This is a genomic window from Halorubrum salipaludis (genome assembly GCF_002286985.1).
In the GTDB taxonomy this organism is placed as follows: domain Archaea; phylum Halobacteriota; class Halobacteria; order Halobacteriales; family Haloferacaceae; genus Halorubrum; species Halorubrum salipaludis.
In genome coordinates, this window is record NZ_NSKC01000001.1 from 476156 (window position 1) to 497185 (window position 21030).

The 21030-nt window shown below is 70.1% G+C and carries 22 protein-coding genes and 1 tRNA gene; 11 read left to right on the plus strand and 12 right to left on the minus strand.

Annotated elements, in window-relative coordinates; genetic code table 11:
- Nucleotides 1-138: 138 nt before the first annotated feature.
- Complete coding sequence (locus CK500_RS02150) at nucleotides 139-699, minus strand: hypothetical protein (protein WP_095635605.1); 561 nt, start codon at nucleotides 697-699, stop codon at nucleotides 139-141.
- Between the two features lie 132 nt (nucleotides 700-831).
- Between CK500_RS02150 and CK500_RS02155 the strand changes: the two genes are divergently transcribed.
- Nucleotides 832-904: transfer RNA gene (locus CK500_RS02155), tRNA-Arg, on the plus strand.
- 162 nt (nucleotides 905-1066) lie between these two features.
- Here CK500_RS02155 and CK500_RS02160 read toward each other — a convergent pair.
- A complete protein-coding gene (locus tag CK500_RS02160) occupies nucleotides 1067-2908 on the minus strand; it encodes a cation:proton antiporter (protein ID WP_095635606.1) in 1842 nt (613 codons plus the stop codon).
- Nucleotides 2909-3357: 449 nt separating this feature from the next.
- Between CK500_RS02160 and CK500_RS02165 the strand changes: the two genes are divergently transcribed.
- From CK500_RS02165 to CK500_RS02175, 3 genes are all read left to right on the plus strand, one after another.
- Nucleotides 3358-3624 (plus strand): hypothetical protein, encoded by a 267-nt coding sequence (locus CK500_RS02165; RefSeq protein ID WP_095635607.1) that lies wholly within the window; start codon nucleotides 3358-3360, stop codon nucleotides 3622-3624.
- Nucleotides 3625-3718: 94 nt separating this feature from the next.
- Complete coding sequence (locus CK500_RS02170; protein WP_095635608.1) at nucleotides 3719-4009, plus strand: hypothetical protein; 291 nt, start codon at nucleotides 3719-3721, stop codon at nucleotides 4007-4009.
- 149 nt (nucleotides 4010-4158) lie between these two features.
- Nucleotides 4159-4842 carry a DUF309 domain-containing protein gene (locus tag CK500_RS02175; RefSeq protein ID WP_095635609.1) on the plus strand — a complete coding sequence of 228 codons (684 nt, stop codon included), beginning with the start codon at nucleotides 4159-4161 and terminating at the stop codon, nucleotides 4840-4842.
- Between the two features lie 171 nt (nucleotides 4843-5013).
- Here the strand turns inward: CK500_RS02175 and CK500_RS02180 are convergent, their stop codons facing one another.
- Nucleotides 5014-6999 (minus strand): aconitate hydratase, encoded by a 1986-nt coding sequence (locus tag CK500_RS02180; RefSeq protein WP_095635610.1) that lies wholly within the window; start codon nucleotides 6997-6999, stop codon nucleotides 5014-5016.
- A 266-nt stretch (nucleotides 7000-7265) separates the two neighbouring features.
- Between CK500_RS02180 and CK500_RS02185 the strand changes: the two genes are divergently transcribed.
- Nucleotides 7266-7739 carry a deoxyuridine 5'-triphosphate nucleotidohydrolase gene (locus tag CK500_RS02185; protein WP_095635611.1) on the plus strand — a complete coding sequence of 158 codons (474 nt, stop codon included), beginning with the start codon at nucleotides 7266-7268 and terminating at the stop codon, nucleotides 7737-7739.
- Nucleotides 7740-7807: 68 nt separating this feature from the next.
- Here the strand turns inward: CK500_RS02185 and CK500_RS02190 are convergent, their stop codons facing one another.
- The 4 genes from CK500_RS02190 to CK500_RS02205 form a co-directional block, all read right to left on the minus strand.
- On the minus strand, nucleotides 7808-8182 hold the full coding sequence (locus CK500_RS02190; protein WP_095635612.1) for a tautomerase: 375 nt from the start codon (nucleotides 8180-8182) through the stop codon (nucleotides 7808-7810).
- A 322-nt stretch (nucleotides 8183-8504) separates the two neighbouring features.
- The gene (locus tag CK500_RS02195) at nucleotides 8505-9881 is read right to left on the minus strand and encodes an LLM class flavin-dependent oxidoreductase (RefSeq protein WP_095635613.1); all 1377 of its coding nucleotides are present in this window, start codon (nucleotides 9879-9881) and stop codon (nucleotides 8505-8507) included.
- A gap of 137 nt (nucleotides 9882-10018) precedes the next feature.
- Nucleotides 10019-10426, minus strand: coding sequence for a CBS domain-containing protein (locus CK500_RS02200; protein ID WP_095635614.1), 408 nt, complete (start codon nucleotides 10424-10426; stop codon nucleotides 10019-10021).
- A 253-nt stretch (nucleotides 10427-10679) separates the two neighbouring features.
- Nucleotides 10680-11636 (minus strand): DUF5787 family protein, encoded by a 957-nt coding sequence (locus CK500_RS02205; RefSeq protein WP_095635615.1) that lies wholly within the window; start codon nucleotides 11634-11636, stop codon nucleotides 10680-10682.
- Nucleotides 11637-11784: 148 nt separating this feature from the next.
- Between CK500_RS02205 and CK500_RS02210 the strand changes: the two genes are divergently transcribed.
- The 3 genes from CK500_RS02210 (at nucleotide 11785) to CK500_RS02220 (ending at nucleotide 13682) form a co-directional block, all read left to right on the plus strand.
- A complete protein-coding gene (locus CK500_RS02210; RefSeq protein WP_095635616.1) occupies nucleotides 11785-12168 on the plus strand; it encodes a hypothetical protein in 384 nt (127 codons plus the stop codon).
- Complete coding sequence (locus CK500_RS02215) at nucleotides 12165-12755, plus strand: NUDIX hydrolase (protein WP_095635617.1); 591 nt, start codon at nucleotides 12165-12167, stop codon at nucleotides 12753-12755. Before CK500_RS02210 ends, CK500_RS02215 begins: the two co-directional genes overlap by 4 nt.
- Nucleotides 12756-12848: 93 nt before the next feature.
- Nucleotides 12849-13682: an NAD+ synthase gene (locus CK500_RS02220; protein WP_095635618.1), complete on the plus strand. Its 834-nt coding sequence runs from the start codon at nucleotides 12849-12851 to the stop codon at nucleotides 13680-13682.
- Nucleotides 13683-13731: 49 nt separating this feature from the next.
- Here CK500_RS02220 and CK500_RS17295 read toward each other — a convergent pair whose 3' ends face one another.
- Nucleotides 13732-13881 carry a DUF7563 family protein gene (locus CK500_RS17295; protein WP_198951482.1) on the minus strand — a complete coding sequence of 50 codons (150 nt, stop codon included), beginning with the start codon at nucleotides 13879-13881 and terminating at the stop codon, nucleotides 13732-13734.
- Between the two features lie 297 nt (nucleotides 13882-14178).
- Nucleotides 14179-15276, minus strand: coding sequence for an anthranilate phosphoribosyltransferase (locus tag CK500_RS02225; RefSeq protein WP_095635619.1), 1098 nt, complete (start codon nucleotides 15274-15276; stop codon nucleotides 14179-14181).
- A 339-nt stretch (nucleotides 15277-15615) separates the two neighbouring features.
- Between CK500_RS02225 and CK500_RS17300 the strand changes: the two genes are divergently transcribed.
- Complete coding sequence (locus tag CK500_RS17300) at nucleotides 15616-15774, plus strand: DUF7317 family protein (RefSeq protein ID WP_198951483.1); 159 nt, start codon at nucleotides 15616-15618, stop codon at nucleotides 15772-15774.
- Between the two features lie 72 nt (nucleotides 15775-15846).
- Nucleotides 15847-16905 (plus strand): siroheme decarboxylase subunit beta, encoded by a 1059-nt coding sequence (gene ahbB, locus CK500_RS02230; RefSeq protein WP_095635620.1) that lies wholly within the window; start codon nucleotides 15847-15849, stop codon nucleotides 16903-16905.
- Nucleotides 16906-16932: 27 nt separating this feature from the next.
- Here the strand turns inward: ahbB and CK500_RS02235 are convergent, their stop codons facing one another.
- The 3 genes from CK500_RS02235 to CK500_RS02245 form a co-directional block, all read right to left on the minus strand.
- Nucleotides 16933-17721: a bacteriorhodopsin gene (locus CK500_RS02235; protein ID WP_095635621.1), complete on the minus strand. Its 789-nt coding sequence runs from the start codon at nucleotides 17719-17721 to the stop codon at nucleotides 16933-16935.
- A 1-nt stretch (nucleotide 17722) separates the two neighbouring features.
- Nucleotides 17723-19396 carry a methyl-accepting chemotaxis protein gene (locus CK500_RS02240; protein ID WP_095635622.1) on the minus strand — a complete coding sequence of 558 codons (1674 nt, stop codon included), beginning with the start codon at nucleotides 19394-19396 and terminating at the stop codon, nucleotides 17723-17725.
- A gap of 149 nt (nucleotides 19397-19545) precedes the next feature.
- On the minus strand, nucleotides 19546-20100 hold the full coding sequence (locus tag CK500_RS02245; protein WP_095635623.1) for a DoxX family protein: 555 nt from the start codon (nucleotides 20098-20100) through the stop codon (nucleotides 19546-19548).
- Between the two features lie 106 nt (nucleotides 20101-20206).
- Between CK500_RS02245 and CK500_RS02250 the strand changes: the two genes are divergently transcribed.
- Entirely contained in the window at nucleotides 20207-21013 is an 807-nt protein-coding gene (locus CK500_RS02250; RefSeq protein WP_095635624.1) for an aldo/keto reductase, read from the plus strand.
- The last annotated feature ends 17 nt before the right edge of the window (nucleotides 21014-21030 follow it).

The window sequence follows — 21030 nt, forward strand, 5'->3', positions numbered from 1 at the left end:
CGGGGGTCTCGCGGTCGAATCGGGGCGCTCGCTCCGCGGGCCCCGCGGCGTCGCCGGCGCGGGTCGATGCATCGTCATACCCGTCCATCGGTCCCGTCGGTACAAAAGGTGTGCAATCCGGGCCGCCCCGTCTCCCTCCTACGCGTCGTCCGGCCGATCGGTCGCGACCGTCTCGCGGCCCCCCGCGTCGTCGTGGACCACCGCCACGGTCTCGGGGACCCCGCCGTCGAACCGCGCCTCCAGCTCGTAGCCGACCGCCGTCAGCGACTGGGTGCACAGCCGGTCCGGCGCGGACCGGTCAACCGCGGCGACGACCACGCGGAACGCGCCGTCGTCGTCGACGGCCGCGTCCGCGATCTCCGCCCCGTGACATCCCGTCTCCCCGACGACCGTCCCCGCCACCGCGACCTCGTCGGGCGCGAATCCGATCGCGGCCTCGCCGCCGGCCGATCCAGTGTCTTCCGACGGGTCGGACTCGACCTCAACGAGGTCGGTCGACAGGAGGTCGGGGTCGGCGGCGGTTTCCGGCACGCTCTCGTCCGTCCCCTCGCCCGCGGTGGTGTTGCCACCGTCGGCGTCGGCGGCGTCGGCCCCTGACTCGGCGTCCGTCCCGCCCGCCCCGCCCGGCGATCCGCCGGCACCGACACAACCCGCGACGGAGAGCGCCGCGGCCGCCGCGAGGAGGGAACGCCTGTTCATACCGGGCCGGAGGGGCGCAACGGAGATAAACGGGTACCCATTGCCGGCCCCCGACCGCGCCGCATGCGACCGTTCGCCACGCGTCCCGCGGACCGTAACCGTCTTAAGTACTAGCGCGATACGTGTATTTGAGTCCTGATAGGGTAGTGGACTATCCTCTTGGCTTGCGGAGCCAGGGACCGGAGTTCAAATCTCCGTCAGGACGCTCACTTTGCGGCTGACTCACTTCGTTCGTCAGCCGCTGCGTTCGCGCCCTGACGTGCCCTGCGCTCGCTTCGCTCCGCAGGACTCCGTCAGGACGATTTTGGACACGTCGAACGGCGAATCCTGTGAGCCGCGTCCACATCGACGACCGCGGGGCCCGCCGTCAGTCGTGCGGATGGAACCGCTCCATCGCGCGCTTGACGGCGTCCGTGTCGCCGATGAAGGTGACGTGGTCGCCGTACTCCAGCACGCTGTCCGCCGACGGCACGTGATTCTCGCCGTCGCGGCTGACGACGGCGACGAAGGTGCCGTCGGGGATCTCCGCGTTGAGGTCGCGGATCGTCTTCCCGGCGAGGTCCTCCGCGGTCACCTCGACCTCCTGTACGTCGTGGCTGTCGCCGAGTTCGTTCATCCAGTGGGTGATCGCCGGACGCTCGATCTCGTCGTCGATGGCGACGGCGGTGGCCGTCGGCGAGTCGATGCCCTTGACGCCGAGACTCTCGAACGCGTCGACGTTGTCCGGCTCGTTCACCCGGGAGTACACCGATTCGACATCGAACTTCGTGATCGCGAGCTGGCACGCGAGGAGGTTGATGTCGTCGTCGCCGGTCACCGTGATCACCCGCTTGGCGTCCTCGATACCGGCGCCCCGCAGCGCCTCCGTGTCGCTGCCGTCGCCCTCGTACACGGTGAACCCGTCCGAGCGCGCGCGTTCGATCTCTTCGTCGTCGATCTCGACGATGACGACGTACTCGCCCCGCCGCTCCAGCCGTGTGGCGAGCGCCCGGCCGACCCGACCGCCGCCGATGATTATCGTGCGCATTGGTGACACTCCGAGAACGTCGCCGATCTGCCGCGCCAGCCCGGCCTCGATCGCGACCGTCGCGAAGATGACGGCGAACACCGTCCCGACCAGCAGCTCGCCCGCCTCGACGCTGCCCGCCAGCTCCAGCTCGATCGCGAACAGCGTGGCCACGCTCGCGGGGATGATCCCGCGCGGGCCGACGCCTGCGATGAACAGCCGCTCCGGCCACGTGAACCGCTCGACGCCGGCGGTGGCGATGATCGCTCCGAGCGGCCGGAGCACGAGCATGATCACCAAGACGAGCCCGACGGCGCCGACGCCGAGCGCCGCGATCGCCTCGATGTCGATCAGCGCGGCCAGCGAGATGAACACGAACGAGAGGACGACGAGCGTCGTGTTCTCCGCGAACCGTTCGATCTCCTCTCTGTTGTCGATGTCGAGGTTGCCGAGGATGATCCCGCTCGTCGCAGCCGCCGCGATCCCCGCCTCGGCGGCGACCGCCTCGGCGGCCGCGAACGCCCCCACCGCCGCCGCCAGCACGAGGAACTGCGACGCCTGCACGTCGCGCTCGGGGACGAACTCGCTGTTCAACAGGTAGTAGATAACCACCGTCGCGAGCACCCCGGCGCCCACGCCGACGCCGAGCCGCTGGAGGAACGAGAGCAGGGTCGCGGGGACGCCGAGGTCGTCGAGCAGCAGCGTCTCGAAGATCACCACGGCGACGATCGCGGCGGTCACGTCGTTGATGATCCCCTCGGTCTCCAGCGCGGTGGCGACGTGGTCCCTGACGCGGACGACGTTGAGAATCGGCGTGATCACGGTCGGCCCCGTCGCCACGAGCAGCGCCCCGATGAGCAGCGCGATCTCCCAGCTGGCCCCTTCGAGGAACCGCACCGCGGCCGCCGTCCCGAGGAACATCACGAGGGCGCTGACCGTCACCAGCCGGAGGGAGACGGTCGACGCGCCCCGGATCCGATCGATCCGCAGGGCGAACGCCCCCTCGAAGACGATGATCGCGACGCTGAGCCCGACGATGATCTCGAGCCCGCCCCCGAACGTCTCGAGGGTCACGAGCCCCAGCACCTCCGGCCCCAACACGACGCCGATGAGGAGGTAGAAGATGACGCTCGGCACCTTCAGACGGTGAGCGATCAGTTGGACGACGAGTCCCGACACGAGGATCGCCGCGATGACCGGCAACAGGCTGGACACGTCTACCGAACGTACGACCGCCGCCCTTCTTAGTGTACTGGTGGCCGGAGCCGTCCCGCGTTGTTCGCACGCGATAACTGAAGAGAATATTCTCGCGCCGACGAATCACGCCATTGATTCGCACACACGAGCAACTATTAACTCGGTTCCACCTGTTGGTCAATCTACACCCGCGCGGATCCCTCCGCCGGGTGCCCCACCCATGACCGTCCGCGACACCATCCCGGCGCTCGCCCCCCTCTGGAGCGTCGGGAAGCGGGGTCGCGGAACGGTCGTCGCTCGCTTCGACGCCGTCGCCGCGTAAACCCCGACGCGGGGGCGGTCGGCTTCGCCCGTCGGAGCGAGCGCCGTCTTCTCTCCCCCCCTTCCGACAGTTGGACCCGGTAGCTCAAGCGGCAGAGCCTCGGGGTGAGGAATCGACTCCCTCCCGGGTCCGTATGGCAGTCCAACCCTGCCACCGCGCGACCGACATCGCGCTCCGGCTGGCGGTTCCCCGCGACGCCGCGGGCGACCTCCACGCCGGGGTTCGCGACAAGCTCGCCGGCCGCGACGGCGTCGACGTCGAACGCGTCGACATCGTCGCCCTCCGGCCGCGCCTCAACGACCTCACGGTTGAGGTCGACGCCTCGCTCCGGCTCGCGCCGGACGCCGAGGTCGACGACCTCACCGAGATCGTCGGGGTCCACGAGGCGCGTCCCCGGTAGCGGACGCCGGCCGCTCTCGGTCTCCGCGGTCCCCGACCGACGCACCGACTCCGACCGCGGCGCGAGGACTCGCGCCACCAACACAGGACACACGATGACACGAGATTCACCCTCCAGACGCACGAGACACCCCGACCTCTACACCGGTCCGGCGCCCGCCGACCGCGCGCCCTCGTGGCGCGCGACGGCCGCGCTCGCCGCCGTGCCGGTCCTGACGCTGGCGGTCGCCGCGTTCCCGACCGCGGCCGCGTTCGCCGCGGCCGCCGTCGCCGGCGCGGTCGCCGGTGTCGCCCTCCAGCGTCGGTACCCGGACGCGCTCGACCGCGTCGTCGACCGCGCGCGGTCGGCGCCCGGCGACGGTCCGGCCGGCGCCGCCGACGGCTGATCGCGACGAACCACCGATCCCGCTGACGCTCGCCCTCCAACCTTCGCCTCCCGCTGACGCTTCCCTTCCCGTTCCGCCCGCCCTTCCGATCCCGGCGCTCACCGCGGGCATCCTCATCGCTTATCCGTCGGAGTCCCCGACGGACGGATATGACCGACCGCGACCGCGGGCCCGGCGTCGGGGCGGCCGCCGACGGAGCCACCCCCGGCGACGCCGATCCGCCGGTCTCCGCCGCGCTCCGCGCCGGCGCCGCGCTGTTCAACGAGGGACACGTCCTCGCGGCGCACGACCCGTGGGAGGCGGCGTGGCTCCCGCTCGCCGAGGACCCCGACGAGCGCCTCCTCCACGGGCTGATCGCGACCGCCGCGGCGACTCATCACGCCGGCGCCCGCAACTGGTCCGGGGCGGTCAGTTGCGCCGAGAACGCGGTCGAGTACCTCGACGGGGTCGGGCCGGCGCCGCGCGGGGTCGACGTCGCCCCCGTCCGCGACTGGTGTCGCCGGCTCGCGACCGATCCCGAGACAATCGAGCGCGCGGCCCCGCCGACGCTCCGGATCGGGGGCGCGGTGCCGCGGTTCGGCGACCTCGACCTGGCGGCCGCGCGCCTCGCGGCGCCGGCGCTGGCCGGCGCGGTCGCCCCCGGCGACGAGGAGACGTTCGAGGCCGCGGCGGCGCTCGCGCACGCGGAGCGCGGCACCGGCCGGACGACGTTCGCGGAGCTTTTGTTCGCGTTCCTCCGCACGCCGGAGGCCCGTCCGCAGGTGGCCGCGCGGCTCGCGGACCACGTGGAACTGGCGGAGCGGAAGCGGCGCGACGTCGACGACCTGTTCTGATCGGACCGCGGTGATCGATGTCGGGAGTGAGTCTCGCAGGGTGGCGAGGGAAAGACGGTATTTAAACATCGAGAGCCGCGTCACTCCGGCGATCCGCACAACCGCCGCTCGAAGGACGGACGCGTCGAAAAATGTGGAAAACGGACCGGTGAGTCTCGCTAGACAGCGCGCTCAGTCGTCGGCCGGCGCCGCGCCGGAGCCGCCGTCGGCGTGCTGCTGTTTGACCCACGAGAGCTTGCCGCCGGCCGCGAGGATGTCGCGCTCGCGCTCGGAGGCGTCGAGGTCGGCGGTGAACTCCCACTCGCCGTTGACGCTCACGGTGAACTCTTCCTGCCCGGAGCGGACGCCCGCGGGCACGTCGTCGACGATCTCGAGGTCGTCGCCCTGGTCGATCTTCTCGTACGTCTCCGCGTCGATCGCGAGCGGGACGATACCGAAGTTGAAGAGGTTCGCCTTGTGGATGCGGGCGAAGCTCTGGGCGAAGACCGCCTCGATGCCGAGGTACATCGGACAGAGGGCGGCGTGCTCGCGCGAGGAGCCCTGACCGTAGTTCTCGCCGGCCACGAGGACGCCGCCGTCGGCGTCGAGGGCGCGCTGCGCGAACGTGTCGTCGACGCGCGAGAGCGTGAACTCGGAGAGCTTCTCGATGTTCGAGCGGAACTTCAGGATGTCCGCCGTCGCCGGGATGATGTGGTCGGTGGTGATGTTGTCCTCCATCTTGAGGAGGGCTTCGCCGCCGTCCACGTCGATCCCGTCTTTGATCGGCACGTCGCCGATGTTCGGGCCCTTGACGAGGCCGTCGTCGATCGCCTCGTCGGGCGAGATGATGTCGGAGTCGTCCTGACCCATGCCGGGACCGTACTTCGTCCCCATCTCGAGGCCGGGCGCCTCGAGGTCGCCGAGGTCGTCGGCGAGGTCGCGCGGGTCGACGATCTCGCCGGTGATGGCCGCCGCGGTGGCGACCTCGGGCGAGCAGAGGAAGACGGAGTCGTCCTCGATGCCAGAGCGACCCTCGAAGTTGCGGTTGAAGGTGCGCAGCGAGACGGAGTCGGAGGCGGGCACGTGACCGATACCGATACACGCGCCGCAGGTCGCCTCGGAGAAGTTGACGCCGGCCGCCATCATCTCGGCGGTCCAGCCCTCGCGGGCCAGCATCTCGGAGGCCTGCTTGGAGCCGGGCGCGACGATCATCTCGGTGCTCTTCGAGACCTCGCGTCCCTCAAGCATCTTCGCGCTGGGGAGGATGTCCTCGTAGGCGCCGTTGGTACAGGAGCCGATGATGACCTGCTCGACGTCGGTGCCCTCGTACTCGCTGACGGGGGCGACGTTGTCGGGCATGGACGGCGCGGCCACGAGCGGCTCGAGCTCGTCGAGGTCGACCTCGATCGTCTCCGCGTACTCCGCGTCGTCGTCGGGCTGGAGGTCGACGTACTCGTCTTCGCGGTCCTGACGCGCGAGCCAGTCTTTGGTCTTCTCGTCGGTCGCGAAGATCGACGACGTGGCGCCGAGCTCGGTACCGAGGTTCGTGATCGTGGTCCGCTCGGGGATCGAGAGGTTCTCGGCGCCGGGGCCGGTGTACTCGAAGATCTTGCCGACGCCGCCCTTGACGGTCAGCTCGCCGAGCAGGTGGAGCGCGATGTCCTTGGCGGTGGCCCACTCGGGGAGCTCGCCTTCGAGGTGGACGTTGACGACCTCGGGCATCTCGACGTAGTAGGGGCCGCCGCCCATCGCGACGGCGATGTCGAGCCCGCCGGCGCCGATCGCGAGCTGGCCGAGCCCGCCGGGGGTCGGCGTGTGCGAGTCGGAGCCGAGCAGCGTCTTGCCGGGCGCCGCGAAGTTCTCCTTGTGGACCTGGTGGCAGATCCCGTTGCCGGGCCGGGAGAAGTACGCGCCGTACGTGCCGGCCGCGGAGCGGAGGAACCGGTGGTCGTCGGTGTTCTTGAAGTCGAACTGGTACGTCTGGTGGTCGCAGTACTGCGCGGCGAGCTCCGTTTGGACCTCGTCCATCTCCAGCGCCTCGAACTGGAGCCACACCATCGTCCCCGTCGTGTCCTGCGTCAGCACCTGGTCGATCTCGATGCCGATCTCCTCGCCGGGCGTCAGCTCGCCCTCGACGAGATGGTCATCGAGGATTTTCTCCGTAATCGTCTGTCCCATATCATCCGAAGTTGGCTCTCCCGAGGATATAAAACCCGCGAGTTTTCTGCAAGATCGACCGTGTTAGATCGGTCGAACCGGCGGATTTTGCGGACAGGCGAGACTGGTACCACCCACCATGACAGGGATAGACGTAACGAGTGTATAAGGCCGATAAAGGCCTATATCGTCCGAAATCGAGGGTTTCAGCGAACACCGCGATCTGAGCGATCGGGGTCGCGATCGCGGGCGACACCGTTTAGTCTCGCCCGCGGGTCCGGTCGAGCATGTTCGACTCGGGAGCGAGGGTCGCGGCGGCGCTCGAAGGAGGCGACGCCGACCTCGACGACGAGCAGCGACAGCCGAACGGGGTCGACCTCACGGTCGGCGCCGTCTTCGAGCAGACGGAGCCGGGCGCGGTCCGCCGCGACGGGAAGCGAGTGGGGGAGCGCGAGGAGATCGAGCCGGAGGACGGCGCGTACCGGCTGGACGCGGGGACGTACGTGGTCCGGTACGGCGAGCCCGTGCGGATCCCGGACGAGCGGATCGGGTTCGTGCTCCCGCGGTCGACGCTGCTGCGGAACTCCTGTACCCTCGACACCGCGGTCTGGGACGCGGGCTACGAGGGGGTCGGCGAGGGGCGGCTCGACGTGGGCCACCCGATCGAGATCGAGCCGGGCGCGCGGATTGCCCAGCTGGTCCTCGCGCGGGCGGACCACGACGGGACCTACGACGGGACGTACCAGGGCGAGCGGCTCTGAGCCGAGCGGCGGCCGCGATCGCGGCGAAGGCTGCCGGAAGCTGCGACTCCGAGGAGCCGTCGCTCCCGTCACTCGCCCGCCCAGTCGCCGCCGACCCGGTCGATCCCCATCATGTCCGCGCCCGCGTGCTCGGTGAACACGACCTTCGCGTTCGGCTCCGGGACGCCGAACTCGGCGACCGCGTGCTCCATCACGGCGAGCGCGAACGCGCGCTTGTACTCGAACGGGCGCCCCTCCCTGATCTCGGCGTCGAGGAACAGCAGGGGTCCGTCGACGGCGCGGCCGAGGCCCATCGCCGAGCGGTCCAGCTCCGAGACCGTCACCGCGACGTGCCCAGCGGTCGTCTCCATCTCCTCGACGTACCGGTCGGTGACAAACGCGGCGAACGACTCGCGCTCCGCCGGCGAGAGCGACAGGCTCGTCGAGAACTGTAAGAGCGGCATACGCGGGAGTCGACGCCGAGGCTCTTTGACGTGTCGGCGAGACGGGCGCGTCGCTACGGTTGATCGTCGAGCCACACGGTCGCGAATCTCACCACCGAAAGAGACCGGCCGCTCTCGAGTAATCAAAGGAACGAACGGCACGCCCGTGCCGGGAAAAGGTGGCACGAGCGTGTCGTTCAGTAGGTCCCCGCTGACGCTTCGGCCCTCCAAGCGAAGCGTCACCTGAGACAAGCGGGGGAATGCACTTAAGCGTGCCGGGGGCGGCAGCGTTGTCGCCGTAGGGGCCCGGTGAGATCGTCGCGACGGGGGGAACCGCCCTCGGTCACTGCTTCGCCGGGTGGTCATCGCGGAGCCGGGACTGCCCCGTCCCGAGGAGCCGCTCGCGGAGGGTGCCGTCGCCGCGCGGCGCGCCCCCCGCGTCGTCCGGATCGGGGACGAGCCCGCGCTCGCGCAGCTCGGGAACGACGAGGTCGACGAAGTCGGTCAGCGAGTCGGGGCGGACGACCTCCTTCACGTTGAAGCCGTGGACGCCGACCTCCTCGTGCCAGTACGCCAGCTCGTCGGCGACCTGCTCCGGCGTGCCGACGATCTTCGGGGAGGTGGTGCCGAGCCCGCAGAACTCCGCGACCTCGCGGACGGTCCACTCGCGGTCCGGCTGGGCCTTCGTGAACGCGTTCATCGTCCCCTGAATCGCGTCGGTCTCGATGTGTTCGACCTTCTGGTCGGGGTCCAGCTCCGAGAGGTCCATGTCGAGGAAGCCGGAGAGGAGCGCGAGCGTCGCCTCGACGTCGACGTGGCTCTTATACGCCTCGTGTTTCCGTTCGGCGGCCGCCTCCGTCTCGGCGACGATCGGCACGACGCCGATGAAGAAGCGGAGGCTCTCGGGGTCTCGCCCGTGGTCCGCCGCCCGCGACTTCACGTCCGTCATGTACTCGCGGACGCCCTCCTCGGTGGGCTGACTGGCGAAGACGCCCTCGGCGTTCGCGGCCGCGAACTCGCGCCCGCGGTCCGACGAGCCCGCCTGATAGATTACGGGCGTGCGCTGCGGAGAGGGTTCACAGCCGTGGGGACCGGGAACCGAGAAGTGCTCGCCCTCGTGGTCGATCGCCGAGACCTTTTCGGGGTCGGTGTACCGGCCCGCCTCGCGGTCGACCTCGACGGCGTCCTCCTCCCACGACTCCTCCCAGAGCTTGTAACAGACGTCGAGGAACTCGTCGGCCCGATCGTAGCGGGTCTGTTTGTCCATCCGCTCCGAGAGCCCGAGGTTCTCGGCGGCCGACTCCAAGTAGGAGGTGACGACGTTGAGCGCGACCCGCCCGTCGGTGAGGTGGTCGAGCGTGGAGAACTCCCGCGCGAGCTGGTAGGGGTGCGTGTAGGTCGTCGAGCGCGTCACGGCGAAGCCGAGGTCGTCGGTGACCTCCGCCATCGCGGGGACGACGAGCTGCGGGTCGCTCGCGGGCGTCTGGACCGCCTTCTCGACGGCCGTCTCGCGGTCGTCGCCGTACACGTCGTAGATCCCGCGCACGTCGGCGAAGAACACCGCGTCGAAGCCGCCGCGCTCGGCGGTGCGCGCGACCTCGGTCCAGTACTCGCGATCGGTGTACTCCGGCGACCGGTCGCCGGGGTAAGTCCACGACCCGGGCGAGACGTGCTCGACCGAGGCCATGGTGAAGAGGTTGAGGTGCAGGTGATCGGACATAGCGTGCGGTACGCGATCCGCGGGTAATACCCCACAGAAAGGGGCGGCACTTGTCGGCGTCGGGGACGCGGCGCTCGAGGAAGCGATAGTCGGTGACGCCGCGGTCCGAGACGGACCGAGCGGAAGGGGCGACCGACCTACGCCGACTTCGCCTCCGGCGAGGAGACGTAGGCGGCGAAGTCGGAGGTGGTGATGATCCCGATCGGCTCGTCGCCGTCGACGACGGGGACGTGGTGGATCCCGTGTTCGACCATCGTCGCGGCCACCGCCGAGACGGAGTCCTGCGCGCTCGCCGTGATCGGGTCACGGCTCATGTAGCGCTCGACCGTGGTCTCAGCCTTCGGCTGGCTCTTCGCGACGATGTCAACGAAGTCGGTCGTGGTGAGGATGCCGACCAAGGCGCCGTCGTCGTCGACGACCAGCGCCGAGCTGATGTCGTTGTCGAGCAGCACGGCCGCCGCGTCCTCGACCAGCGTGTCCGGCGTCACCGTGTACAGGTCGCTCGTCATCAGCCGCGCGACGAACACATCTTCGATCTCGTCCATACCCATACGTTCCGCCGTCGACGTATAAAGCGTTGCCACGCGGATCCGGTGGTCGGCGGGGTCGGGGAGGTCGGGGAAGTCGGAGGTAGAGACGAGGGTGGAGGTAGGGGCGAGGGTGGGGCCAGGGGTAGGGACGGTGGTAGGGGAAGGGGTGGAAGTGGGGGGAGTGGCGAGGGTGGGGCCAGGGGTAGGGGCGAGGAGGGCAGGGGTAGGGACGGTGGTGGGGGAAGGGGTGGGGAGACGGGGCGATCGCTTACAGGAACCGCGAGAGCCCGGATTGACGCCGCGGGCCGGCTCCCGCGGGGTCGGCCACCCACGCGGTCCGCTCGTCGCGGAGGCGGTCTCGGTCGGTCGCGGGCGGATCCGCGGGCTCGTACGCGTCGCAGGCCGCGCCGCAGTCGCGCCCGGGGTCGACGACCCGGTCGAACCGGTCGCAGTACGGGCGCCCGTCGGCGGTCGTCGTCGCGTGCGCGCAGGCCGGCGGGTCCGGGCGCCACCCCTTCCCGTAGGCGCGCTCGGCGATCCGGCGGCGCTTCCGCGCCTTCGCCGCGGGGTCGACGAGCGCCACGTCGGTCCGGAGCCCGCGCTCCTCGCGGATCTCGACGCCGGGCGCGCCGGGATCGAGGGGCGTCGGCTCCCGGACGACCTCGCGGTCGCCAGACTCGGGGTCGAACCGCCAGACGCCGATCGACTCCGGGATCCGGTTGAGGTGCGCGCGGGTGACGTACGAGGCGGTCGCGAGCACGACCTCGTCGAACAGTCCCAGCGCGGCGTCGTACCGCAGCTGGGCCGACAGGTCGCCGGGCGTGCCGAGGTCCGGCTTGTTCTCGATCGCTGTCAGCGAGCCGACCCAGTCGTCGGGGTACCGTGCGGTCGCGCGCACGACCGGGCGCCCGTCGCGGCGCTCGCGTTCGAGGTAGCCGACCTCGGCCGCGCGCTCGGCGACCGCCTCGGCGCGGTCCGGGGGGAGGTCGAACGCCTCCGCGAGGGGGACCGCCTCGCCCGGGCCGACGGCGGCCTCGATCGCGGGGTCCGGGATCCGGGCGGGCGAGATCGCTGCGCGCCGGTCGAACGCCGGCCCGGGGGTCAGCACGCAGACGTCGACGATCCGGCCGCCCGGGTTCTCGATCCCCGCCCCGAGCTGGCGGGCGACGACGCGGTCCGGGGATTCGAGCGCGGCACACAGCGCCAGCTCGAACCGGAACTCCATGGGCGAGCGTGGGCCGCGGGCGAGTAAAGCGCGTCGGCCGCAGCGGGGTCGCGGGCGGGACGTGGCGAGGTCGAGGACGGGACGTGGCGGGAGAGGCGGTGACCGCCGCGGTCGAAACCGGTATTCCCCGGCGGCGCCAACGCGGACCATGCGCCGGGTCACCCGGAACCTCCTCGTCGCCATCGCCCTGGTCGCCGTCGCCCTGCTCGCGTTGGGGGCGCTCCCGAGCTACCTCGGGAGCGGCGACCCGTACTACCTCACCGCCGAGCCGATCGAGACGAACGAGACCGCGGCCGACGTGAACAACGTCTCCGACCGGCGGTACCCGTTCCTCACGAGCGCCCTCGCGAGCGACGACGGGCGGTCCGACCCGTACCTGGCTGACTCGTACGGGATCAAGGAGTGGTTCACCCACACCCCGTTCGACGAGGTGGACGCCCTCACTCGGCAGGTGCCGGAGGCCGCGACCGACGACGGGGTCCGCGTCCGCCGGGACGGGCGGGTCTACCACGTGGAGGTGGTTCGGCCGTGAGCGACGACCTTCGCGACCTGCCGGCCTTCGACGACGGCCGCAACCACTCGCTGCCCGGCGAGCCGGAGTGGCCGGTCCGGGAGGTCGTCGTCGAGTACGACGAGGGGTGGTTCGTCGGCGGCTACGACCGCGTCGAGCAGCCCGACGGGACGGAGAAGAAGTACTACTGGGCGGAGCTGTCGCCCGCGACGGTCGTGGTCGCGGTCGCCGACGACCGGGTGCTGTTCGTCGAGCAGTACCGCCCGACCGTGCGGAACACCCAGCTGGAGCTCCCCGCTGGGATCGTCGAGGCCGGCGAGTCGTACACCGAGGCGGGGGCCCGCGAGCTCGCCGAGGAGACCGGCTTCGAGCCGTCGTCGACCGCGCTGCTCCAGGAGGTGTGGTGCTCGACGGGCGTGTTGCGCCACAAGCGCGGCTACGTGTTCGCGGAGGGGTTAGAGCCGGTCGACGTCGACCACGACAGCAACGAGTTCCTCGTCCCGCGGTCGGTCCCGATCGATGAGGCGCTGGCGATCGCCCGGGAGGCGCCGACGAACGACGCGACGCTGGAGGGACTGCTGTTGGCCGAACACGAGGGGCTGCTGTAGGCCGAACACGAGCGACTCCGGCGGAACCCGACGCGCGTCCAGTTCCCCGCGCCGACGGGGAGGTATTAGTCGCCTCGGTCCCAGACTCTCCTCATGAGCCGGACCTCGGACCAGTCGGTGTTGCTGTCGGACGACCCCCCGCTCGACCTCCGCCTCTCGGATGGGGAGCTGGAGGTGACCCGCGAGCGCATCGTCTCCTTCATCGCCGACCTCGTCGACGACGCGGGCGCCGAGGGCGCCGTCTTGGGGCTCTCCGGCGGGATCGACTCGACGCTGACCGCGTACCTCGCCGTGGAGGCGCTCGGCGAGGACGGGCTCCACGGGATCACGATGCCCGCGGAGGTGAACGACCCGGACGTGATGAGCGACGCCGAGCGCGTCGCCCACGACCTCGAGATCGAGTACGACGTGGTCGAGATCCAGCCGATCGCGGAGGCGTTCTTCTCGGCGTTCCCCGAGGCCGAAGGCGACCGCACGGCGGCGGGCAACGTCTACGTCCGGACCCGCGCGGTGCTGAACTACTTCGTCGCCAACGCCGAGGACAGGGTCGTGTTGGGGACCGGGAACCGGGCCGAAGCGATGACGGGCTACTTCACGAAGTACGGCGACCAGGCGGTCGACTGCAACCCCATCGGGAACCTGTACAAACAGCAGGTGCGCCAGCTGGCCGCCCACGTCGGCGTTCCGCGCGACCTCGTGATGCAGGAGCCGACCGCGGGCATGTGGGAGGGACAGACCGACGCCGCGGAGATGGGGCTCGACTACGACACCGTCGACGCGATCCTGGCGGTCCACGTCGACGGCGGGCTCTCGCGGGCGGCGACGATTCGCGAACTTAACGTGCCCGAGGAGGCCGTCGACCGCGTGGTCGAGCTGTACGAGCGCAGCGCTCACAAGCGCTCGATGCCGCCCGCGCCCGAGCGGTAGGCGGCGGGCGGAAGCGGACGGTAGGGCCGAACGAACCGGTCAGCGGGAGTTACGCGTTCTGCGCCCGTTCTTTCGCGACCTCCGCGATCCCGGCGTTCGCCGAGCAGTTCGGACACGCGTGTATCCGACCGCGGGGGTCCGCGAACACGCGGGCGAACCGTTCGGAGACGTGCGCCTCGCAGTGTTCACACGTGGGCATAGTGGGGAGCGGTATCGTGGATCATGTTCGGTACACCTTCACTTGGCGCTACGGCCTCAAGACCCCTTTCCGAATTCTCTCCCAAATTCGACCCAGATCCGGCGGTTCGGGCGGTGAAAGCGGGACGAAAGAGAGATGAGCGTGAAGAGAAAGCAGGGTGAAATCGGGATGAAAGCGGGCTGAAAGCGAACCGAAAGCGCCGGTAGCGGTCACGGAACGCGACCGAACGGCGAGTCGAAAAAACGGCGGGCGGAAAGCGGCGAGCGAAAAACGGGAGAGACGAGACCGACGCCGCGGTCAGAACGCGCGGAGCGCTTCGAGGACCTCGTGCGCGGAGCCGTCGTCGATGGCCTCGCGGGCCAGTTCCAGGCCCTCCTCGATCGAGTCGGCGTCCTCGCCGGCGTAGATCCGCAGCGCGGCGTTGACCGCGACCGCGTCGGCGAAGGGGCCGTCGCGCTCGCCGGCCAGCACCGCCTCGGTGATCGCGGCCGACTCGGCCGCGACGTCGTCGACCGCGAGGTCGTCCTCCTCGAGGTCCATCCCGTACTCCGCGGTCTCGATCTCGAAGTCGGTGAAGGAGGCGCCCTCGGAGCCCGCCGCGTCGTCCGCGTCGTCGCCCGCGTCCCACTCGGCGACCTTGGTGTAGCCGGGGCGCACGTCGTCGTACCCCTCCATCCCCTGGAACATGAGCACGCGGTCGAGGTCGTGGAACTCGCTCTCGACGAACGTGTCGACCACCTTCTTCGCGAACGCGAGGTGGTAGAACGAGCCGAGGTGCGTGGAGGCGCCGGCGGGGTTCGCCAGCGTCTCGATCGTGTTGACGAACGTGCGGACGCCCATCATGTCCCGACGCTCCCAGAGGTCGTCGACCGCGGGGTTAAAGGCGGGCTGGTAGTAGAAGCCGAAGCCGGTCTCGTCGACCATGTCGGCGGAGTCGGCGGGCGTCAGCTCGGTGTGGACGCCCAGCTCGTCTAAGACGTGCTTGTAGGCGTCCTGCTTCTGCGTGGGCACGCGGTCGCCGGAGTGGACGACGACGGGAGTACCCGCGGCCGCCGCGACGGCGCCCGCCGCGACGCCGAGGATCGCGGACCGCCCCTTCCCGTCGTAGTTCGCGCCGCAGTCGACGGGGTCGGCGTTGGGCTCGGCGTACTCGACGCGGTCGCACATCACGTCGACGTACGCGCCCAGCTCCTCGGGCGTGTTCCGCTTCCAGCGGTTGGCGAGCCAGAACGCCCCGAGCGTCGTCGGGTCGGGCTCGTCCGCGAGAACCCGCTCGAACGCCTCGGTCGCCTGTGCGCGCGTGAGGTCGTCGGCCGACTTGTGGCCGGAGCCGCAGACCTCGGTCATCAGCCGCTTAAGGGGCCAGTCGCCGAACTCCTGAGTCGCCTGAGCCATACGCTCCGTTCGGCCTTCCCGACGAAAAGTCCCCCGCTCGCCTCCCGAACGCTGGGAACCGAAGAGCCCCCGCGTCGGCGGGGACGCGTGACCCGTCGCCGCCTCGGACGAGGGACCCGTCGCCGCCTCGATCGCAGTGCGCGCGAGCGACGAGCCCGGTGATTCGGGGGCGATCGCACCCGTTCCGTGGTACTTGGTCGCATAGTATAAACAGACAGATGTCTATTTCTAACTCAATAAAAGTCCAGAACAACCAACTCTATCGCTACTAGATTCTGTGATACACCTTGAAAGCCGTTAGAGCTATATGATCGTCCATCTAGAGAACAGTTGTTCCCGATGACGTCCAAATCCGTCGCCACCGCGCTCACGCTGTATCGCGCCCGCACGCTGACGCTCGAACAGGCCGCGACCGTCGGCGGCTGCTCGACGACGCAGCTCGAGGAGAGCGCCCGGGCGTTCGCCCCGGCCCCGGGCGAGGCCCCCGCTGACGACTGATCGGCCCCGAACCCCCGTCCCCGTCGAACCGCCTCCGAAACCCGTAGATACCTCGACGCCTTACCTCTGGCAATGAGTCTGGACGCCGACTGGCGGGCCGACCTCGACGCTGTCGACGCGGCCCTCATCGACGAGTACCAGAGCGGCTTCCCCGTCGAGCCGCGCCCCTTCGAGCGGGTGGCCCGCGAGATCGCGGCCGAGACGGGCGTCGAGGTCGACGCCGACGAGGTCCTCGACCGCGTGCGCGACCTCCGAGAGCGCGGCGTGTTCCGGCGGTTCGGGGCCGTCCTCAACCCGCCCGTCATCGGGTCGTCGACGCTGGCGGCGGTGCGCGCGCCCGAGGACCGCTTCGACGAGGTCGCCGAGGTCATCAACGGCTACCGGCAGGTGAACCACAACTACCGCCGCGACCACGAGTGGAACCAGTGGTTCGTCGTCACGGCGGGCTCGCGGGAGACGCGAGACGCGATCCTCGCGGAGATCGAGGAGCGGACCGGCTGCGAGGTGCTGAACCTCCCGATGCTCACGGACTACTACATCGATCTGGAGTTCCCCGTCGTCAACGGCGACCGGTTCGCGCGGGAATCGCTGGAGCGGACGGCGGTCTCCGCCACCCGCATCTCCGAGAGCGCCCGCGGCGATCTCACGCCCCTCGAGGGAGACCTCCTCCTGGCGATCCAGGACGGCTTCCCGCTGTCTCCGACCCCCTACGCCGACGTGGCGGAGGAGATCGACGCCCCCCTCGACGACGTGCTCGCGGCGGTCGAGCGCCTCCTCGCGGACGGCTGCATCAAGCGCATCGGCTGCGTCGTCAACCACGTCGTCACCGGGTTCACGAACAACTGCATGGTGGTATGGGACGTGCCCGACGACGAGCTCGACGAGCGCGGCGAGGCCGTCGGGAGCCTCCCGTACGTCACGCTGTGTTACCACCGCCCGCGCCGGAGCGACCAAGACTGGGAGTACAACCTGTTCACCATGATCCACGGGCGCGAGGCCGAGGCGGTCGACGCGAAGATCGACGAGCTGGCGGCCGACCACCTCCCCGTCCCACACGAGCGGCTCTACTCGACCGAGACGCTCAAACAGACCGGCGCGCGGTACGAGGATCTGGTCGCGGACGGGGAGTAGAGAGAGAAAAAGGAGAAACGAACCGGTTCAGTCGTCGCCGAGGACGGTCGTGTGCTCCCCGTCGGCGGAGTCGGCGGCGGTACCGCCGTCGAGACTCGCGGCCTCGGAGCCCGCACCGAGCCCGCGCTCGGCGCCGAGGCGGTCGAGCGCGTCCGCGCCCGCGACCGCGACGACGACGAACCCGACCTTCGAGACGATGTCGAGGTAGACGAACACGAGCATCTCCGTCGCCGGCGTCAGCAGGCCGAATCCGGTTGGCGCGAGCAGCCACACGACCGGGTACAGCGTCCAGAGGACGACGGTGATGTTCCGAAGCGTCCCGAAGACGGCGCGGACCCGGTCGGCCTCGGCGGAGGCCGACCGCGGGAGCGAGACGAGCAGCCCGTAGACGAGCGCGGCGTACGCGGCCGCGGCGACGCCGAACAGGACCCACGAGACGGTTCCGACGGTAGCGACGGCGGCGATTCCGCCCGCGATGATGACCACGTCGACCGCGATCAGGCCGCCGAGCAGCCGGCGCGACGGGCGGGCGAGCAGCCCGAGGTACAACAGGAGCAGCGGCGTCGTTATCAGCCAGTCGACGTAGCGGGCGACCGGGAGGTCGCCGCCCGGCGTCGGCACGGTGCCGAAGCCGAGCGCCATCGCGAGGTACGCGAGCGCCGCGACGCCGGTGACGCCGGCGAGCGTCCCGTAGTAGACCGCGTGCGACTCGCCGGTCTCCGAGGACCGGGAGTACCACGCCCACAGCGGGGGGACCGTGCCGGCGCCCATCGCGAGCAGCCCGATCCACGCCCAGACGGTGGTGTCGGCGAGCATCTCAGTTCACCCCCTCCCCGTCCGGGAAGTCGAAGGAGCCGTCCGCGTCCCCCGCGTCGGTCCCGCCCTCGGTCCCCCCGTCGGAGACCGCGGTGGCGGACGCGTCGGGGCCCGCGCCGTCGGACGGTCCGCCGGACGCGGCGCCGAGGCCGTCGTCGGCCGCGAACTCGAAGTCCTCGACCGCGTCGCGCAGCGCGAGCGCGCGGTCGGAGAGCGACTCGGCGGCGGTTTCGACCGCGCCGAGGGTCCGCTCCTGTTCGTCGACCGCGCCGGTCACGTCGCCGGCCGCGCTCGCGGTCTGTGCGCTGATCGCGGAGACGTCCTCCACGTGCCCGACCACCGCGTCCACGGAGTCGGCCTGCGTCTCGGTCGCTCGGGTGATCTCGGTCATGCTCGTGTCGGTCCGCTCGGAGGCCTCCGCGAGGCGTTCGAGCGCGTCGATCGACGTCTCGACGGTGTCGACGCCGGCGGAGATCCGCTGTTCGGTGCGTTCCATCGCCGCGGCGCCCGTCTCCGCGCGCTCCTGGACGGCGTGGATCCGCGCTTCGATTTCGCTCGCCGACTCCTGCGTCTCCTCGGCCAGCGCCTTGACCTCCTCGGCGACGACCGCGAAGCCGGCGCCGTCGGCGCCGGACCGGGCCGCCTCGATGGAGGCGTTCAGCGCGAGCAGGTTCGTCTGCTCGGCGATCTCCGAGATAGTGTCGACGACCTCGCCGATCTCCTCGACCTCCTCGGCGAGCGCCTCGACCTCCGCGGTCGTCTCCGCGGTCGTCTCCTCGACCGCGTCCATCTCCGCGAGCGCCTCCTCGGCGGCCTCGCGGCCCTCCTCGCCGACCGCGGCGGCGTGCTCCGCGGTCTCCGCCACGTCGGTGACGGTGGAGGCGACCTCCTCGGCCGACGACGCGAGGTTCTCGGCCTCGTCGGTCGCCGCCTGCAGGTCGTCGCGCTGGGTGCGCGCCCCCTCCGCGATCTCCTCGACCGCGTCGCTCACGGTCCCGGTCGTCGTCCGCAGGTTCTCCGTGCGGTCGTCGACGGTGCCGGCCACGTCGGCGGTGTCCTCGGCGACGGTCGCGACGGAGGCGACCGTCCCCTCGAGCTCGTCGGCCATCTCGTTGAACGCGGCGCCGACCCGCGCCATCGCCTCGTTGTCGCTGTCGGGGTCGACGCGCTGGGTCAGGTCGCCGTCGGCCAGCGCGCGCATCGCCGACTCGTACTCGGTCGCCTTGCGCTCGACCGTCTCGGCGCGTTCGGTCGCCTCTCGGCGGGCCCGCTCCGCCTCCTCGCGGGCGTCCTCGGCGTCGTCGATCTCGGACCGGAGCGACGTTCGCATGGCGTCGAACGCCCGGAACAGCCGCCCGATCTCGTCGGTGCGTCCCGTCTCTAACCGCACGTCGAGGTCCCCCTCGGCCATTCGCTCGGCCTTGGCCGTGAGCTGTCGCAGGGAGATAACCGTGTTCGATCCGACGGTGACGCCGATGAGCGCGAGCCCGATCACCGTCAACAGCGTCATCCCGATGAGTCCGGAGCGCACCTCTGCGCCCGCGGCCCCGACCTCGTCCGCGCGGAGGTAGACGATGACCCCGTATGAAACTGAGACCCCCATGACACCGATCAGCGACAGCGCGAGCTTCGCGCCGTAACTGGACCGGATGCCGGAGGACGATCCCTCTTGCATAGTGTAAGGGAAAACTGGGATCGTATCGACATAATAACTGTCTCCCGAATATTGCGTGTGATAACGCTGTGGTACCGATATCGGTCGTCGAAGCGAGGACGGCCGCAGTCGGGAGCAAAAGCGGCCTCAGCCGAGGAGCGAGGGCAACCTCAGCCGAGGAGGTACCGCGCCCACGGGTACCGCTCGACGAGGGGCCGACCGCCGACCTCGTACTCCTCGACGATCGCGTCGAGCCCGAGGATCCGCCCGGCGCCGAAGGCGGCGACCGAGAGGAACACGAGCATGTACGCGAAGTCGCCGTTGATGTAGCCGTGCGCGATGTCCCAGTTCCCGAGGTAGAACAGGAGCATCATGAACGCGCCCCAGAACGCGGCGAGCCGGGTAAGCAGGCCGACTATCACGCCAAGTCCGATGAGGACCTCTCCCCACGGCACCGCGACGTTCACGAAGTCGACGAACAGCGCGTTCTCGCCCATCGCGGCGAACAGGCCGGCCGCCGGGCTCCCGTTCGCGGCGGGCGCGTTCTGAAGGTATCCCGCGGCGTTGAACTCGCCGCTGAGGACCTTTTCGAGGCCGCTCTGGAAGAAGGCGAGTCCGATCATCAGCCGCAGCGCCAGAATGAACCAGACGCTGAGGGTGTGGAGCCGTCCCTCCACCGATACGCCACCGATCGTGCTTCGCAGCGCGACTTCTTTGGATGACATACGTCCCTGACTCTCGGAGGAGGATTAAAAATGGACCAGCCTTCTCAGGCGGTGCGATCCGCTCGGAACCGGTACGTTGAGGGCGTCGCCGCCCGCGTGGGAGAACATGGCGAACGCCTTCGACAGGCTCGGGTACGGGACGTACAAGCTGGCCGACGGCGAGGAGTGCGTCTCCGGCGTCGCCCACGCGATCGAGACGGGGTACCGACACGTCGATACGGCGCAGGGGTACGACAACGAGGCGTCGGTGTCTGCGGGGATCGACAGCACCGACGTCGACCGCGACGAGCTGTTCGTCGCGACGAAGCTCTCGACGGACAACCTCTCGTACGACGACGCGACCGCGACCGCGCGGGTGAGCCGCGACCGGCTCGGCGTCGACTCGATCGACCTCCTGTACGTCCACTGGCCGATCAATACCTACGATCCCGAGGAGACCCTCCCCGCGCTCGACGACCTCGTCGACGACGGCGTCGTCGACCGGATCGGGCTCTCGAACTTCCGACCCGACCAGCTCGACGAGGCCATCGACCGGCTGGATCACGACGTGTTCGCGCATCAGGTGGAGTGCCACCCGCTGCTCCAACAGGAGGAGCTGCGCGAGTACGCGGTCGAGCACGACCACTGGCTCGTGGCCTACTCGCCGATCGCGCGCAACCGCGTCGCCGACGTGGACGTGTTAAAAGAGATCGCCGCGAACCACGACGCGAGCCCGGCGCAGGTGAGCCTCGCGTGGCTGCTCTCGAAGGAGCGCGTCGCTCCGATCCCGAAGGCGGCCGACGTCGATCACGTCGAAGCCAACTGGGCGGCCCGCGAGATCGACCTGACCGACGAGGAGATCGCGCGGATCGACGCGCTCGACCGCGGCGAGCGGGTCGTCGACTTCGAGGAGGCGTCGTGGAACCAGGCGTGAGCGCGCCGCGGAACCGG